General features: G+C 72.7%; 16 protein-coding genes. 12 read left to right on the forward strand and 4 right to left on the reverse strand.

Translation table 11 applies throughout. The features are described 5' to 3' along the window. Window positions 1-16 precede the first annotated feature (16 nt). Window positions 17-877 carry a hypothetical protein gene (locus ACWD6N_RS06095; protein WP_354965590.1) on the reverse strand — a complete coding sequence of 287 codons (861 nt, stop codon included), beginning with the start codon at window positions 875-877 and terminating at the stop codon, window positions 17-19. A gap of 304 nt (window positions 878-1,181) precedes the next feature. On the opposite strand from ACWD6N_RS06095, the gene ACWD6N_RS06100 reads away from it, so the two are divergent. After that, window positions 1,182-1,946, forward strand: a complete 765-nt coding sequence (locus tag ACWD6N_RS06100; RefSeq protein WP_354965589.1) for an SDR family NAD(P)-dependent oxidoreductase — start codon at window positions 1,182-1,184, stop codon at window positions 1,944-1,946. A gap of 63 nt (window positions 1,947-2,009) precedes the next feature. Here ACWD6N_RS06100 and ACWD6N_RS06105 read toward each other — a convergent pair whose 3' ends face one another. Beyond that, a complete protein-coding gene (locus ACWD6N_RS06105) occupies window positions 2,010-2,798 on the reverse strand; it encodes an enoyl-CoA hydratase-related protein (protein WP_354965588.1) in 789 nt (262 codons plus the stop codon). Window positions 2,799-2,817: 19 nt separating this feature from the next. On the opposite strand from ACWD6N_RS06105, the gene hemW reads away from it, so the two are divergent. Continuing rightward, window positions 2,818-4,041 (forward strand): radical SAM family heme chaperone HemW, encoded by a 1,224-nt coding sequence (hemW, locus tag ACWD6N_RS06110; RefSeq protein ID WP_354965660.1) that lies wholly within the window; start codon window positions 2,818-2,820, stop codon window positions 4,039-4,041. Between the two features lie 102 nt (window positions 4,042-4,143). On the opposite strand, the gene ACWD6N_RS06115 is transcribed toward hemW, so the two are convergent. After that, entirely contained in the window at window positions 4,144-4,764 is a 621-nt protein-coding gene (locus ACWD6N_RS06115; protein ID WP_354965587.1) for a DUF4870 domain-containing protein, read from the reverse strand. A gap of 198 nt (window positions 4,765-4,962) precedes the next feature. Between ACWD6N_RS06115 and hrcA the strand changes: the two genes are divergently transcribed. The 3 genes from hrcA (at window position 4,963) to ACWD6N_RS06130 (ending at window position 7,962) form a co-directional block, all read left to right on the forward strand. After that, a complete protein-coding gene (gene hrcA / locus ACWD6N_RS06120; RefSeq protein WP_074313627.1) occupies window positions 4,963-5,985 on the forward strand; it encodes a heat-inducible transcriptional repressor HrcA in 1,023 nt (340 codons plus the stop codon). Window positions 5,986-6,058: 73 nt separating this feature from the next. Beyond that, window positions 6,059-7,204, forward strand: a complete 1,146-nt coding sequence (dnaJ, locus tag ACWD6N_RS06125; RefSeq protein WP_172899204.1) for a molecular chaperone DnaJ — start codon at window positions 6,059-6,061, stop codon at window positions 7,202-7,204. A gap of 23 nt (window positions 7,205-7,227) precedes the next feature. Beyond that, window positions 7,228-7,962, forward strand: coding sequence for a 16S rRNA (uracil(1498)-N(3))-methyltransferase (locus tag ACWD6N_RS06130; RefSeq protein WP_354965586.1), 735 nt, complete (start codon window positions 7,228-7,230; stop codon window positions 7,960-7,962). 227 nt (window positions 7,963-8,189) lie between these two features. On the opposite strand, the gene ACWD6N_RS06135 is transcribed toward ACWD6N_RS06130, so the two are convergent. Then, window positions 8,190-8,951 (reverse strand): SDR family NAD(P)-dependent oxidoreductase, encoded by a 762-nt coding sequence (locus ACWD6N_RS06135; RefSeq protein WP_354965585.1) that lies wholly within the window; start codon window positions 8,949-8,951, stop codon window positions 8,190-8,192. A 62-nt stretch (window positions 8,952-9,013) separates the two neighbouring features. On the opposite strand from ACWD6N_RS06135, the gene ACWD6N_RS06140 reads away from it, so the two are divergent. The 7 genes from ACWD6N_RS06140 to era all read left to right on the forward strand — a co-directional run bounded on the left by ACWD6N_RS06140 (window position 9,014) and on the right by era (window position 15,121). Beyond that, window positions 9,014-9,373, forward strand: coding sequence for a histidine triad nucleotide-binding protein (locus ACWD6N_RS06140; RefSeq protein WP_089019445.1), 360 nt, complete (start codon window positions 9,014-9,016; stop codon window positions 9,371-9,373). Beyond that, a complete protein-coding gene (locus ACWD6N_RS06145; protein WP_354965584.1) occupies window positions 9,370-10,767 on the forward strand; it encodes a serine hydrolase domain-containing protein in 1,398 nt (465 codons plus the stop codon). Before ACWD6N_RS06140 ends, ACWD6N_RS06145 begins: the two co-directional genes overlap by 4 nt. Before the next feature lie 131 nt (window positions 10,768-10,898). Beyond that, window positions 10,899-11,954 (forward strand): PhoH family protein, encoded by a 1,056-nt coding sequence (locus ACWD6N_RS06150; protein ID WP_354965583.1) that lies wholly within the window; start codon window positions 10,899-10,901, stop codon window positions 11,952-11,954. 15 nt (window positions 11,955-11,969) lie between these two features. Then, the gene (gene ybeY / locus ACWD6N_RS06155) at window positions 11,970-12,443 is read left to right on the forward strand and encodes an rRNA maturation RNase YbeY (protein ID WP_210912337.1); all 474 of its coding nucleotides are present in this window, start codon (window positions 11,970-11,972) and stop codon (window positions 12,441-12,443) included. Next, entirely contained in the window at window positions 12,419-13,840 is a 1,422-nt protein-coding gene (locus ACWD6N_RS06160) for a hemolysin family protein (protein ID WP_387323966.1), read from the forward strand. Before ybeY ends, ACWD6N_RS06160 begins: the two co-directional genes overlap by 25 nt. After that, window positions 13,833-14,219, forward strand: a complete 387-nt coding sequence (locus ACWD6N_RS06165; RefSeq protein ID WP_354965581.1) for a cytidine deaminase — start codon at window positions 13,833-13,835, stop codon at window positions 14,217-14,219. The genes ACWD6N_RS06160 and ACWD6N_RS06165 overlap by 8 nt, the downstream gene beginning before the upstream one ends. 5 nt (window positions 14,220-14,224) lie before the next feature. Beyond that, window positions 14,225-15,121: a GTPase Era gene (gene era / locus ACWD6N_RS06170; RefSeq protein WP_354965659.1), complete on the forward strand. Its 897-nt coding sequence runs from the start codon at window positions 14,225-14,227 to the stop codon at window positions 15,119-15,121. Window positions 15,122-15,194 lie beyond the last annotated feature (73 nt).

Below are 15,194 nucleotides of genomic sequence, written 5' to 3' on the forward strand. Positions count from 1 at the left end.
AGAAATCGGGGCGGTGTCACGCCTCGGCGAACACCTCGGCCACCACCTGACCGGCGGGGCCCTGCTCGCCACTCACCCGCCCCCAGGTGCCGTCCCGGGCCGTCCACTCCAGCCCGCCGAAGCGGACCCGCTTCACCCCGTGGTCCTGTGCGTGCGAGACCAGCCAGTGCGCGTACCGCCAGCCGTCGCGCTGGTCGCCCGCGGTCACCGCCAGCCCGGTCTGGTCGTCCGGGTCGGTGCTCGACACCCCCCAGTCCAGCACCAGGTTGCGGGTCAACTGGGCGGCCGCCGCCGCGCCGCGCATCACCGGGGTACGCCCCACCGAGCAGGCGACCGCGCCGGTGACGTCGCCCAGCAGCGCCCGGCTGAGTACCTCGGAGTCGTCGGCCCACTTCTGGTACGCCTCGGGGAACGCCGAGCGCTGCACCCGCTGGGCGGCGTCGGTGACCCGCATCGACTCCCAGCCGCGCACCTTCTTCAGCGCCGCGTAGAACCGGTTCGCCGCGTAGCGCGGGTCGCGGATCTGCTTCGGGCTGCCCCAACCCTGGCTCGGGCGCTGCTGGAACAGGCCGACCGAGTCACGGTCGCCGTCAGCGAGGTTGCGTAGCCCGGATTCCTGGTAAGCCGTGGCCAGCGCGACCACCACGGCCCGCTCGGGCATCCCGCGCTGGGCGCCGATCGCCGCGATGGTCGCCGCGTTGGCCATCTGGTCGGCGTCCAGGGCGACCCGACCGTCGGCCTGGACCGTGCAGGTCCGCGAGGACAGCGGCAGTCGCAGCTCGTCTCCGACCTGCCGCAGGACGAGCCAGATTGCGATCACGGCGACGAGGACGAGGACCACGCCACCCGCCACGGTTGCCCGAGTTCGCACCCACACCCCCAGATCGACAGTCCGACAAGAGTACGTCCCCCGGCGACCAATCCGGGTCGTCCGACCGGTTTCGAACCGACGGGACCGACCTACGCCGACTGGAGATTCCCCCTCCGGTCGGGGTCTCACCCGACTTCCTGATCGCAGGACTATTGCCCGGATTCTCCGAATTTATCCCCAATGGTCTGTCGTCAGCGTCACGATGGCCGAGTTCGGTGGAAAGTGCTTGATCGGTCAAGCGGTTGCCTGACATGACACGTCAATTACCCGGGCCCGTCAGGACCTGGGCCACGGACCGAGGAGGAGTCCCATGGGAACGCTGGATGGCGAGGTCGTGCTCATCACCGGCACCGGTGGAGGTCTGGGCCGCGTCGCGGCGCTGGCCTTCGCGCGGGAAGGTGCACGGGTCGTCGGGGCCGACATCCAGATCGATGGCAACAACGAAACGGTCGACCTCGTCCGGAAAGCCGGTGGGGAGATGACGGGCATCGCACCGGTCGATCTCACCGACCCGGAACAGGTGCGCCAGTTCGTCGAGGACGCGGTGGCGGCGTACGGCGGGCTTGACGTGGTTTACAACAACGCGGCCGCGCTCCGCTTCGGCCCGATGCCCGACTTCTCCGTCGAGGACTGGCGGTACACGATCACCGGCGAACTCGACATTCCCTTCTTCGTGTCGAAGTTCGCCTGGCCGCACCTGGTCCGGCGCGGCGGCGGCGTCATCATCAGCGCCGCTTCCATGGCCGGAATGATCGGTGGCCATGTCCCCCCGATGGTCGGGCACGCCGCGGCGAACGCCGGCATCATCGGCATGACCCGACAACTCGCGCTCGAGGGCGCGCCCCACGGGATCCGGGCGGTGGCGATCAGTCCCGGGCCCATCGTGAGCCCGGCCAGCGAACGCGACCTCGGCGACAACCAGGCGGCCCGGGACGCGATCACCGGCAAGACGCTCGTCAAGCGCTTCGCCCAACCCGAGGAGGTCGCCGAGCTGGTGGTCTTCCTCGCGTCCGACCGGGCCTCGTACATCACCGGCGCGAACTACCCGGTCGACGGCGGCGCGACCGCGTGGTGACGGACCTCGGGGCGCCGCCTTTCCCGGGCGGCGCCCCACCCTCATCGAGGCCGTTTGCTCTGCTTAGACGTCGAGAGCGGGCACCCAGTGCGCCGGTCGTTTCTCCCGGAACGCGGTGACCCCCTCGCGTCCCTCGTCGGAGAGGAAGTAGCCGGTCGACAGAGCGGACAGCCGGGCCAGCTCAGCGCGCAGCTCGGCGGTGCCCGGTTGGCGCAGCAACTCCTTCGCGCCGGCCAGCGCACCCGGGGCGCCGCGCACCAAGGAGTCGCAGTACCGGCTGACCGCCGAGTCCAGCCCCTCGACCGGGACCGCGGCGGTGACCAGGCCGATCTCGGCGGCCCGCCGGCCGTCGAAGGTGTCGCCCGTCAGGTACAGCTCGGCGGCGGCGCGCGGGTGCAGCCGGGGCAGCACGGTCGCCGAGATCACCGCCGGGATCACCCCGATCCGCACCTCGGTGAAGGCGAACGTCGCCTCCTCGGTGCAGACCGCCAGGTCGGCGGCCGCGATCAGGCCCAACCCACCGGCCCGCGCGGGCCCGGCGACCCGGGCCAGCACCGGCTTCGGGCACTCCCAGAGCGCGGCGAGCACGTCGCCCAGCATTCCGGCCGGCACCGTCCCGCTGGCATACGCGGCGGCGGTCTCCTTCAGGTCCGCGCCCGAGCAGAACACCGGACCGGTGTGGTCGAGCACGATCACCCGGACCGCGTCGTCGGCCACCGCGTCGGCCAGCCCGGCCAGCAGCTGGGTCATCAGGCCGGTGGAGAGCGCGTTGCGGTTGTGCGGGCTGTCCAGGGTGAGGGTGGTCACCCCGCGGGCCGTGGAGACCCGCACGAGCACGTCGGGAGAGGTCATGCCGGGCACACTAGTGGCCATGCCCGGCGTCCTTCCAGATGGTGAGACCGTCCCCGCCGACGGATCGCTGCCCGCCACCGCCACCACCGCGGTCGGCGCGCGCGGCTTCGGCGTGTACGTCCACGTGCCGTTCTGTGCCAGCCGCTGCGGCTACTGCGACTTCAACACCTACACCGCGGCCGAGTTGGGCGGCGGCGCCAGCCGCGAGGGGTACGCCGACACCGTGCTGGCCGAGCTGGCGCTCGCCGCCCGGGTGCTCGGCGACAACCCACCGCCCCGGGTCGACACCGTCTTCGTCGGCGGTGGCACGCCCACTCTGCTTCCCGCCGACGACCTGGCCCGCATCCTCGACGGCATCGACCGCACCTGGGGGCTGGCCGCCGACGCCGAGGTGACCACCGAGGCCAACCCGGAGTCGGTCACCCCGGAGTCGCTGAAGCTGCTGCGGGCCGCCGGCTACACCCGGATCTCGCTCGGCATGCAGTCCGCCTCCCCGGGGGTGCTGGCGATCCTGGACCGCAAGCACAGCGCCGGTCGGGCCACCGCCGCCGCCCTGGAGGCGCGCGACGCCGGTTTCGAGCACGTCAACCTGGACCTGATCTACGGCACCCCGGGGGAGCGGGCCGAGGACTTCGCCGCCTCGCTGGAGCAGGTGGTCGCAGCCGGGGTGGACCACGTCAGCGCGTACGCCCTGATCGTGGAGGACGGCACCCGGCTGGCCGCCCGGATGCGTCGCGGCGAACTGCCGTACCCCAGCGACGACGTCGCCGCGGACCGTTACCTGGCCGCGGAGGCTGCCCTCGACGCCGCCGGCCTGTCCTGGTACGAGGTCTCCAACTGGGCCCGCACCGACGAGGCCCGGTGCCGGCACAACCTGCTCTACTGGACCGGCGCCGACTGGTGGGGGCTGGGCCCCGGGGCGCACAGCCACGTCGGCGGGGTGCGCTGGTGGAACGTCAAGCACCCGTCGGCGTACGCTGAGCGGCTGGCCGCCGGCGCGTCACCCGGCCTCGCCCGGGAGGTGCTCACCGGCGACGAGGCGCACATGGAGGACGTCATGCTCCGGCTGCGGCTCGCCACCGGGCTGCCGCTGGCGGTGCTCGACGCCACCGGCCGGGCCGGCGCCGAACGGGCGCTGGCCAACGGACTGCTGGCCGCACCGGAGTACGCGGCCGGCCGGGCGGTGCTCACCCTGCGCGGCCGACTGCTCGCCGACGCCGTGGTGCGCGACCTGCTGCCCTGAGCCGGCGTGCCGCCGCCGGTCGGCCCGACGGCCGTCGGCAGTCGGCCCGCCGGTCGACCGACGGCGGTGCACCGGGTCGGCCGGGGGAGCGGCCGACCCGGGTCACTTGATGAAACTGGCCGACATCGGGTAGCGGTAGAGCTGGCCCTCGTTGGCCTTCATCCCGGCGATGATCCCGAACAGGATCTGGATCACCACCACCGCGATGCTGGGCAGGAAGAGCAGGCACCAGCTCACGAAGAGCAGCACGAACGCGATGATCGACCAGAGGATCTGGAAGTTCAGCGCGGCCAGGGCTTGCGCCCGGACGGCCGGCGACTGCTGACCGCGGGCCAGATAGGCGATGAGCGGGGCGACGAAGCCCAGCGGGCCGAAGCTGATCAGCGCGCCGGCGGCGCCGCCGAAGTGCGCGACCAGTGCCCAGGTCTTGTCCTCGTTGCTGGCGTAGCCGCCGCCGGGGCCGCCGTAGGCGCCGCCGGTCGGATAGCCGCCAGGGGGATAGCCCCCGGGTGGCGGAGGGTAGCCGCCCGACGGCGGTTGGTCACCGGTGGGCGGCGGATAGCCACCGGCCGGGGGATAGCCGCCCGGGCCGGGTGCCCCGGACAGTGGTGCGGTGGGTGGCTCGGCCGAGGAGGCCGGGCCGGGAGCGGCCGGCGGGTAGGTCGGCTCCGGCGGCTGATCGCCGGGGTCTCCCGCACCGGGAGGGCGAGGTGGTTCAGTCATGGATGTCACGGTAGGGGCCCGTGGCAACGCCCACCAGAGCGACACCGCCGGGCCAGCCTGTCTGAACGGACAGCGGCGGCCTTGATCATCGCGCTGGGGGGCACGCCGACGTAGACTGGCACTCGTTACAGTCGAGTGCCAGTACGGCCCGCCGGCCCCGCCGTGCCGGCGGCCGACGTGCGACAGGAGGTGCGGAGGATGGGTCTGGACGACCGCAAGCTCGCCGTGCTCCGCGCCATCGTCGAGGACTACGTCTCCACGCAGGAGCCGGTCGGCAGCAAGGCGCTGGTCGAGCGGCACCAGCTCGGTGTCTCCCCGGCCACGGTCCGCAACGACATGGCCGTGCTGGAGGAGGAGGGCTACATCCGGCAGCCGCACACCAGTGCCGGCCGGGTGCCCACCGACCGCGGCTACCGGCTCTTCGTGGACCGGCTGTCCCGGGTAAAGCCGCTCAGCCCGGCCGAGCGCCGGGCCATCGAGCGCTTCCTGGTCGGCGCGGTCGACCTCGACGACGTCGTGCACCGCACCGTACGGCTGCTCGCCCAATTGACCCGGCAGGTGGCCGTGGTGCAGTACCCGAGCCTGGCCCGCTCCTCGGTGCGCCATCTGGAGCTGGTGCCGATCTCCACCACCCGGCTGATGCTCGTCATGATCGCCGACACCGGGCGGGTGGAGCAGCGGCTGGTGGAGCTGCCCGGGCCGGTGCATCCCGACGACGTCACCGACCTGCGCCGACTGGTCAACGAGAAGCTCGCCGGCGCCCGACTGTCCGACACGCCGCCGCTGGTGCAGGCGCTGGTCGAAGAGGCGCCGTCCGAGCTGCGCCCGGCGATGACCACGCTCTCCACCGTGCTGCTGGAGACGCTGGTCGAGCGGCACGAGGAGCGCATCGCGCTGGCCGGCACCGCCAACCTCACCCGGGGCGGGCTGCTCGACTTCCAGGGCTCGCTGCGGCCGATCCTCGAGGCGCTGGAGGAGGAGGTCGTGTTGCTCAAGCTCATCGGCGAGACCGAGCCGAGCACGACCCGGGTGCTGATCGGCGACGAGAACGAGTTCGACAACCTGCGTGCCGCCTCGGTGGTCAGCACCGGGTACGGCCCGGGCGCCACCATCGTGGGTGGCCTGGGGGTGCTGGGGCCCACCCGGATGGACTACCCCGGCACCATCGCCACGGTGCGCGCCGTGGCACGCTACGTGGGCGAGTTGCTGGCCCAGAACTGACCAGTCAGGGCCGACGGCCGGCTGCGGCCGCCGACCGGCGCAACGCGAGACGAACATGAGGACACGGAACGCAGTGGCCAGGGACTACTACGGCATTCTCGGTGTGAGCCGGGAAGCCTCCGATGACGAGATCAAGCGCGCCTACCGCAAGCTGGCGCGCCAGTTCCACCCGGACGTCAATCCGGACCCGGAGGCTCAGGAGAAGTTCAAGGACATCAACGCCGCGTACGAGGTGCTCTCGGACGACCGGAAGCGGCAGATCGTCGACCTCGGTGGCGATCCGCTCGCCCCGGGTGGCGGCGGCGCCGGCGGCCCGGGTGGTCCGGGCGGCGCCGGCCCGTTCGTCGGGTTCCAGGACATCATGGACGCGTTCTTCGGCGGCGCGGCGGGTGGCGCGCGCGGCCCGCGCCCGCGGACCCGGCCGGGCGCCGACGCGATCCTGCGGCTGGAGCTGGACCTGCACGAGACGGCGTTCGGGGTCGAGGCGCCGATCACCGTCGACACCGCGGTGCTCTGCACCACCTGTTCCGGCGCCGGCACGGCCGCCGGCACCCACCTGGCCACCTGCGAGGCGTGCGGCGGCCGGGGCGAGGTGCAGTCGGTGCAGCGCACCTTCCTCGGCCAGGTGGTCTCCGCCCGGCCGTGCACCGTCTGCCAGGGCTACGGCACCACCATCCCGCACCCCTGCCCCACCTGCGCAGGCGACGGCCGGGTGCGCACCCGCCGTTCGCTGACCGTGAAGATCCCCGCCGGCGTCGAGGACGGCATGCGGATCCGGCTGGCCCAGCAGGGCGAGGTGGGCCCGGGTGGCGGCACCGCCGGTGACCTCTACGTGGAGATTCACGAGCGGCCGCACGACGTGTACTCCCGCAAGGGCGACGACCTGCACTGCCGGGTCACCGTCCCGATGACGGCGGCGGCGCTGGGCACCCGGCTGACCATCAAGACGCTGGACAGCGAGGAGACGGTCGACGTCAAGGCAGGCACCCAGCCCGCCAGCACGCTGCGGCTGCGCGCCCGCGGTGTGCCGCACCTGCGTGGCACCGGGCGGGGCGACCTCTACGTGCACCTGGACGTCCGGACGCCGACCAAGCTCGACCCGGACCAGGAGAAGATGCTGCGCGACTTCGCCAAGACCCGGGGCGAGGAGGTCGCCGAGCTGACCAAGCAGGGCGGCTTCTTCTCCCGGATGCGCGACGCGTTCAACGGCCACGCCTGACCGGCGCGGCTAGCCTGATCATCGTGTCCGCCCCACTGTTCCTGGTCGAGTCGCTGCCCACCGCCGACACGATGACCCTCGACGGTCCCGAGGGGCATCACGCCGCCACCGTGCAGCGGCTGCGGGTCGGCGAGGAGCTGCTGCTCGCCGACGGCCGGGGCGGCACGGCCGCCGCCGTGGTCACCGCCGTCGGCCGGGGCAGCCTGGAACTCACGATCACCTCTCGGGGATACGTGGACGCGCCCGTACCCCGGCTGGTGATCGTGCAGGGCATCGCCAAGGGCGACCGGGGAGAGCTGGCCGTGCAGGCGATGACCGAGGTCGGGGTGGACGAGATCGTGCCCTGGGCGGCGGTCCGCTCGGTCACCCAGTGGCGCGGCGACCGGGGCGTACGGGCCCGGGAGAAATGGGTGGCCACGGCCCGGGAGGCGGCCAAGCAGGCCCGCCGCCCCTGGTTGCCGGTGGTGGCCGGGGCGCCGGACGAGTCGACCGCCACGGTGACCCGCCGGATCGCCGGTGCCGCCGCCGGGTTCGTGCTGCACGAGGAGGCCGACGAACGGCTGACCGTCGCCGACCTGCCGCCGGCCGGGGAGATCGTCCTGGTGGTCGGCCCCGAGGGCGGCATCGCCCCGGCCGAGCTGACCGCTTTCCGCGAGGCGGGCGGCCGACCGGTCCGGCTCGGCCCTGCGGTGCTACGGACGTCCACCGCCGGGGTGGCCGCGCTCAGCGTGCTCGCCACCCGGCTCGGCCGCTGGTAGTCCGGGCTCGGAGCCGTTCCCACCCCCGAGGGCGACGCCCGCCCCGGCTGTCCTGCCCCCGACGTCCCAGCTCCCCCAACCACCCTGCCCGCGCCCTTTGCTCTGCTTCAACCACCGCAACACTTGCGGCCGTCGGGTGTTGCGCCCGTTGAAGCAGAGCAAAGGCGCGATGAGCAGGTCGGGCGACTCGACAACCGGCGGGTCCGGCTCGATCGCGGAACCGGCGGTCAGCTGCGCAGGTAGGAGGCGCCGTTGAGGTCGACGATGGTGCCGGACGCCCACTCGGCCTGGGGCGAGGCCAGCCAGTGCACCGCAGCGGCGATCTCCTCCGGCCGGGCCACCCGGTCGAACGGGCTCTGCGCCCGGATCGCCGCGCCCGGCTCACCGCGCAGGTGCTCGGTGGTCATGTCGGTCGCCACGAAGCCCGGCGCGACGGTGGCGACGGCGATGCCGTACGGCGCGAGCGCCACCGCGAGGGACTGGCCCAGCGCGTTCAGCCCCGCCTTGCTGGCGCCGTACGCCGGCTGCGACGGCTCGCCCCGGAACGCACCCCGGGATGAGACGTTGACGATCCGCCCGCCGCGCTCCCGCATGTGCTGGGCGGCGCACCAGGTGACGTTGCCGGCGCCGGTCAGGTTGGTCTCGAGCACCTGCCGCCAGCGCTTCTGCCACTGCTCGTAGGAGGCGCCGAAGATCGGGTGCGGGTCGTCCCGGTCGCCGTACACCCCGGCGTTGTTGACCAGCACGTCCAGGCCGCCCAGCAGTTCGGCGGCCCGGTCCACCATGGCCCGGACCTCGTCCGGGTCGGTGAGGTCGGCGCGGACCACCACGTGCCCCGCGCCGGGCAGTTGGGCGCGTAGCTCTTCAGCGGCGTCCGCGGAGTCGCGATGGTGGATGGCCACCCGGTCGCCGCCGGCCGCGAACGCCGTCGCCACCGCCCGGCCGATCCCGCGCGAGGCCCCGGTCACCAGTACCGCCCGATTCGTCACGCCGGACATCCTGCCGTAGCCGCCGCGGATGTCGGGACGGGACCCTTCCTTAGACTGCCCCGATGGGATCCGATTGCCTGTTCTGCCGCATCGTCGCCGGGGAGATCCCGGCCACCGTGGTCCGGGAGACCGCCACCACGCTCGCTTTCCGGGACATCGGCCCGAAGGCGCCGGTGCACGTCCTGGTGATTCCGAAGGAGCACTACGCCGACATCGCCACCCTCGCCCAGGGTGACCCGGCGCTGGCCGGGGAGGTGTTGGCCACGGCCGCCGCGGTCGCCGAGGACGAGGGGCTGCTCGGCGACGGCTTCCGGTTGATGTTCAATACCGGCGCGTACGGCGGCCAGGAGGTGTTCCACGCGCACGCGCACCTGCTCGGTGGCGCGCCGCTCGGCCCGATGCTCGCCCGGGACCTGGCGTGAGCACCGAGGCGGCGTCGACCCGAGTCGTGGACGAGCGGCTGGGCCGGCTGGTCCGCCGGGTGCAGGCCGACGCCCGGGTGCCGGCGGTGTCGGCGGCGCTGCACCGGGCCGACCGTCCGCTGTGGAGCTGCACCGTCGGCGGCACCGGCACCGACAGCCCGTTGGGGCCACGCACCCAGTTCCGGATCGGCTCGGTCACCAAGACTTTCACCGCGGTGCTCACCCTCCAGTGCCGCGACGACGGGCTGCTGGACCTGGACGACCCGGTGGGCCGGCACCTGGACCTGCCCGCGCACGGTGAGCTGACCGTCCGCCGACTGCTGTCGCACACCGGTGGTCTGCAACGCGAGCCGTTCGGCGACGTCTGGGACAGCCTGCGCGCGCCGGACGCCGGGCAGTTGGTGGCCGAGCTGGACCGGGCCGAGCGCGTGCTGCCGCCGGCCCGCCGATTCCACTACTCGAACCTTGGCCTGGCCGTGCTCGGCCAGCTGGTCGCCCGGCTGCGCGGCGGCAGTTGGGCCGAGGTGCTCGCCGAGCGGGTGCTGACGCCGCTGGGGCTGACCGACACCACCGTGACGCCCGGGCCTGCGGCGGCCACCGGGTTCCTCGTCGACGCGTACTCCGACGAGGCGCACCCGGAGCCGCCGACCGACTTCGGCGCGGTCGGCCCGGCCGCCCAGCTCTGGAGCACCGCGACGGACATGGCCCGCTGGGCGGCGTTCCTCGCCGACCCGGCCGCGTTGGACCCGGCCGGCGCGGTGCTCGCCCCCGCCACGCTGGACGAGATGCGCTGGCCGGTGACCACCACCGACGAGACGCTCTGGGGGGCCGGCTTCGGGCTCGGGTTGATCCTGGTGCCGCAGGGCGAGCGGGTGGTGCACGTGGGGCACGACGGGGCCATGCCCGGTTTCCTGGCCGCGGCGTACGGCAGAAGGGGCGGCGACGGCACGGCGGGCGCGATGGGCGCCGCGGTGCTCGGCTCCTCCGGCACGGCGGCGGAGCTGTTCGACCTGCCGCACCGGCTGCTCGCCGCGGCGGTCGAGCACGACCCGGCCGAGATCGAGCCGTGGCGGCCCGGCGCACCCGCTCCGGCCGCACTGCGGGGTCTGCTCGGTCGCTGGTGGGGCGAGGGTTTCGAGTACGTCTTCTCCTGGCACGACGGCACGCTGCAGGCGCGTGGGGCCGGCGACCCGGCGGGACGCCCACCGGCGGTCTTCACCCCGCTGCCGGACCGGCCGGACGTGTTCCGCACGGTCTCCGGTCGGGAGGCCGGCGAGCTGCTGAGGCTGACCCGGGACGAGTCGGGCGCCGTGGTCCGGATGCACTGGGCGACGTACCGCTTCACCCGCCACCAGGAGACCTTCGACCGGTACGACTTCCGGGCCGGGAGCTGATCGCGGCCAGCGGAAATGGACGCGATGCGGGCCGCGTTGAACGGATACGATGGGGGTGACGTCCGCACGCCGTGCCAGCAGGGCCGGCGCAGAGATCGAGAGCAGGTGCGCAGGGCCCTTCGGCCCGACCTATGACTGGCACCCCACCTCCCGGCCCGCCCCGGGTGCAGACCAGGATCACCGTGCCCGACTCGAAGATCATGGTCAATCTGCTCGGCGCAGGTGACGAGATCCTGCGACTCGTCGAACGCTCGGTCACCAGTGACGTGCACGTGCGTGGCAACGAGATCACCATCACCGGTGCGCCCGCGGACAACGCCCTCGCCGAGCGGGTCTTCACTGAGCTGCTCGAACTCATCGAGAAAGGCGAGACCCTGACCACTGACGCGGTTCGGCGTACCGTCGGCATGCTCGAGCAGGGCAGCGCCGAACGGCCCGCCGAGGTCCTGACGCTCAACATCCTCTCCCGGCGCGGACGCACCATCCGCCCCAAGACCCTCGGGCAGAAGCGGTACGTCGACGCGATCGACTCGCACACCATCGTCTTCGGCATCGGCCCGGCCGGCACCGGCAAGACCTACCTGGCGATGGCGAAGGCCGTCCAGGCGTTGCAGGCCAAGCAGGTCAACCGGATCATCCTGACCCGGCCGGCGGTCGAGGCGGGTGAGCGACTGGGCTTCCTGCCCGGCACGCTGAACGAGAAGATCGACCCGTACCTGCGCCCGCTCTACGACGCGCTGCACGACATGCTCGACCCCGAGTCGATCCCGAAGCTGATGGCCGCGGGCACGATCGAGGTCGCCCCGCTGGCGTACATGCGCGGCCGGACGCTCAACGACGCGTTCATCATCCTAGACGAGGCGCAGAACACCACGCCCGAGCAGATGAAGATGTTCCTGACCCGGCTCGGCTTCAATTCCAAGATCGTCGTCACCGGTGACGTCACCCAGGTGGACCTTCCCGGCGGCACGACCAGCGGTCTGCGGGTGGTCCGGGAGATCCTGGAAAACGTCGAGGACGTGCATTTCGCCCAGTTGTCCAGCTCCGACGTGGTCCGCCACCAGTTGGTCGGGCAGATCGTCGACGCGTACGCCCGCTGGGATGAGCGGGAGACCCAGCAGGCGCAGGGCGTCCACGCGGTGCCCGGGCGACCCGCCCAGGGCGGCCGTGCCGGCCGCCGCCGTTAAAGCAGAGGAAAGCAGTTGTCCATCGAGATCGCCAACGAGTCCGGTGTCGAGGTCGACACCGACGCCGTGCTCGCCGTCGCCCGGCACGCTCTCGACGAGATGGGGGTCAACCCTCTCGCCGAGCTGTCCGTGCTGCTGGTCGACATCGACTACATGACCGAGCTGAACCACCGCTGGATGGGTGGCGAAGGCCCGACCGACGTGCTCGCGTTCCCCATGGACGAGGGCAGCGTCGACCACGGCCCGGGCGAGAGTGCCCCGTCCGGCGGCGAGCCGGCCCTGCTCGGCGACATCGTGCTCTGCCCCGAGGTGGCGGCCAAGCAGGCGGCGACCGCCGGGCACGCTCCGGCCGACGAGCTGCACCTGCTCACCGTGCACGGGGTGCTGCACCTGCTCGGTTACGACCACGCCGAGCCGGAGGAGGAGCGGGAGATGTTCGCGCTCCAGGCCCGACTGCTGGCGAGCTGGCGGTCGACCCGCACCCAGTGATGCCCACTCCGCTACTGGCGGTCGGCCCCACGGCCGGCCTGCCCGACCTGCAACTGATCGTCTTCGCGGCCGGCCTGGTGGTGCTGGCCGGCCTGATCGCGATGACCGAGGCGGCGCTCGCCGCGGTTTCCCCGGCCCGGGCCGCCGAGCTGGCCCGGGACGGCGTACGTGGTGCCCGTACCCTCCAGACCGTCGCCGCCGACGTGGTCCGGCACCTCAACCTGCTCCTGCTGTTGCGGCTGCTCGCCGAGTTGACCGCCACCACGCTGGTGGCACTGGTCGCGGTGGACACCTTCGGCGCCGGCTGGCGGGCCGCGCTGGTCACCGCCGGCGCGATGACCGTGGTGAGCTTCGTGGTGGTCGGGGTCGCCCCGCGCACCATCGGCCGGCAGCACGCGTACGCCGTGGGGCGGGCGGTGGCGCCGCTGGTCCGCTGGCTGGGCCGGGCGCTCAACCCGCTCGCGTCGCTGCTCATCCTCATCGGCAACGCGGTCACCCCGGGGCGCGGCTTCCGGGAGGGTCCGTTCGCCACCCAGGTGGAGCTGCGCGAGCTGGTCGACCTGGCCGAGCAGCGCGGCGTGGTCGAGCACGGCGAGCGGCAGATGATCCACTCGGTCTTCGCGCTCGGCGACACCATCGCGCGTGAGGTGATGGTGCCGCGTACCGAGATGGTGTGGATCGAGGAGGGCAAGACCCTCGAACAGGCGCTGGCGCTGTTCCTGCGGTCCGGTTTCTCCCGGATCCCGGTGATCGGCGAGAGCGTCGACGACGTGCTGGGTGTGCTCTACCTCAAGGACCTGATCCGGCGGTCCCGGGGCGGTGACCCGGACGCTGAGCAGTTGCCGGTGGCCGAGTTGATGCGTCCGGCCACCTTCGTACCGGAGTCCAAGCCGGTCGACGACCTGCTGTCGGAGATGCAGGCCGCCCGCAACCACCTGGTCATCGTCGTCGACGAGTACGGCGGCACCGGCGGCCTGGTCACGATCGAGGACATCCTGGAGGAGATCGTCGGCGAGATCACCGACGAGTACGATGTCGAACGCCCGCCGGTCGAACGCCTGGCGGACTCCTCGGTGCGGGTCACCGCCCGCCTGCCGGTGGAGAATCTGGGCGAGCTGTTCGACACGGACCTGCCCACCGATGAGGTGGAGACGGTCGGGGGCCTGCTCGCCCAGTCGCTGGGGCGGGTGCCGATCCCCGGAGCGCAGGCCGAGGTGGCCGGCCTCCGGCTGGTCGCCGAGGGCACCACCGGCCGGCGCAACCGCATAGACACCGTTCTGGTCAGCCGGGTGGAACCGGGCGATGAGCAGGACACCGCGGGGCGTGGCGAGCACGCCGGCCCCGGGGACGGCCAGGACCACTATCGAGACGAGGAGAGGCAACCCGCCGATGCCTGACACATCCGCCGCGCCCGCCGCCCGGCCCACCCCCACCGCGCCGGCCCCGCTGAGCGCCGAGGACGGCAAGCTTGTCGTCCTGGCCCGCGGAGCCCGTGGGCGGGTCGGTGCCGTCGAGGGCGCCGCGGTCCGGGACCAGGATGGCCGGACGTACGCGGCGGCCAGCGTCGCGCTGCCCTCGCTGACCCTCACGGCGTTGCAACTGGCGGTGGCCTCGGCCGTGGCGGCCGGGGCGAGCCGGCTGGAGGCGGCGGTGGTGGTGACCGAGGCGTCGACGCTGGACGGCGCCGGGCATGCGGCGGTGCGTGACCTCGCCGTGGACGCGCCGATCCATCTGGCGGCGCCGGACGGCACCGTGCTCGGCACGGTGACCCAGTGACCCCCGTGCAGGATCCGGACGGTCGCCCGTACCGGGCCGGGTTCGGCTGCTTCGTCGGCCGGCCCAACGCCGGCAAGTCCACGCTGACCAACGCCATCATCGGCACCAAGATCGCGATCACCTCGAACAAGCCGCAGACCACCCGTCACGTCATCCGGGCCGTGCTGCACCGGCCCGAATCGCAGCTGGTCCTGGTCGACACGCCGGGCCTGCACCGCCCCCGTACGCTGCTCGGCGAGCGCCTCAACGACCTGGTCCGATCGACGTGGACCGAGGTCGACGTGATCGGCCTGTGCATTCCGGCCAACGAGCCGGTCGGCCGGGGCGACCGGTTCATCACCGGCGAGCTGGCCGAGTTGAAGGCGACCGTGCTGGCGGTGGTCACCAAGACCGACCTGGTCGACAAGCGTCGCCTGGCGGAGCAGCTGCTCGCGGTGAGCCAGATGGGGGAGTTCGCCGAGATCGTGCCGGTGAGCGCGGTCTCCGGGCACCAGGTGGACACGCTGGTCGACGTGATGACCAGCTACCTGCCGCCGTCACCGCAGCTCTACCCGGACGACATGCTCACCGACGATCCCGAGCAGGTGCTGGTCGCGGAGCTGATCCGCGAGGCCGCCCTGGAGGGGGTCCGTGACGAGCTGCCACACTCCATCGCCGTGGTGGTGGAGGAGATGATCCCCGAGGGCCAGGTCATGAAGATCTACGCCGACCTGTACGTGGAACGGCCCAGTCAGAAGGCCATCGTTCTCGGTCACAAGGCGAGCCGGCTCAAGGAGGTCGGCACCACCGCCCGCCGGCAGATCGAGGAGTTGCTCGGCGGTCGGGTCTACCTGGACCTGCACGTGCGTGTCGCGAAGGACTGGCAGCGCGACCCGAAGCAGCTGCGCAAGCTGGGCTTCTGACCGACCCCACCGGTCCGGCCAGGCATTCCGGTCGGACCGGGGCGCGATGATCGTCTTCGGTCGGGCTGAGGGG

This window comes from Micromonospora sp. NPDC005163 (assembly GCF_053599835.1).

Excerpts from the sequence above, each read along its gene's own strand:
- ACWD6N_RS06140 (WP_089019445.1), top strand. The coding sequence starts at position 9,014 with ATGGGATCCGATTGCCTGTTCTGCCGCATCGTCGCCGGGGAGATCCCG.
- ACWD6N_RS06105 (WP_354965588.1), bottom strand. The coding sequence starts at position 2,798 with ATGACCTCTCCCGACGTGCTCGTGCGGGTCTCCACGGCCCGCGGGGTG.
- ACWD6N_RS06165 (WP_354965581.1), top strand. The coding sequence starts at position 13,833 with ATGCCTGACACATCCGCCGCGCCCGCCGCCCGGCCCACCCCCACCGCG.
- ACWD6N_RS06150 (WP_354965583.1), top strand. The coding sequence starts at position 10,899 with ATGACTGGCACCCCACCTCCCGGCCCGCCCCGGGTGCAGACCAGGATC.
- ACWD6N_RS06100 (WP_354965589.1), top strand. The coding sequence starts at position 1,182 with ATGGGAACGCTGGATGGCGAGGTCGTGCTCATCACCGGCACCGGTGGA.
- hemW (WP_354965660.1), top strand. The coding sequence starts at position 2,818 with ATGCCCGGCGTCCTTCCAGATGGTGAGACCGTCCCCGCCGACGGATCG.
- ACWD6N_RS06115 (WP_354965587.1), bottom strand. The coding sequence starts at position 4,764 with ATGACTGAACCACCTCGCCCTCCCGGTGCGGGAGACCCCGGCGATCAG.
- hrcA (WP_074313627.1), top strand. The coding sequence starts at position 4,963 with ATGGGTCTGGACGACCGCAAGCTCGCCGTGCTCCGCGCCATCGTCGAG.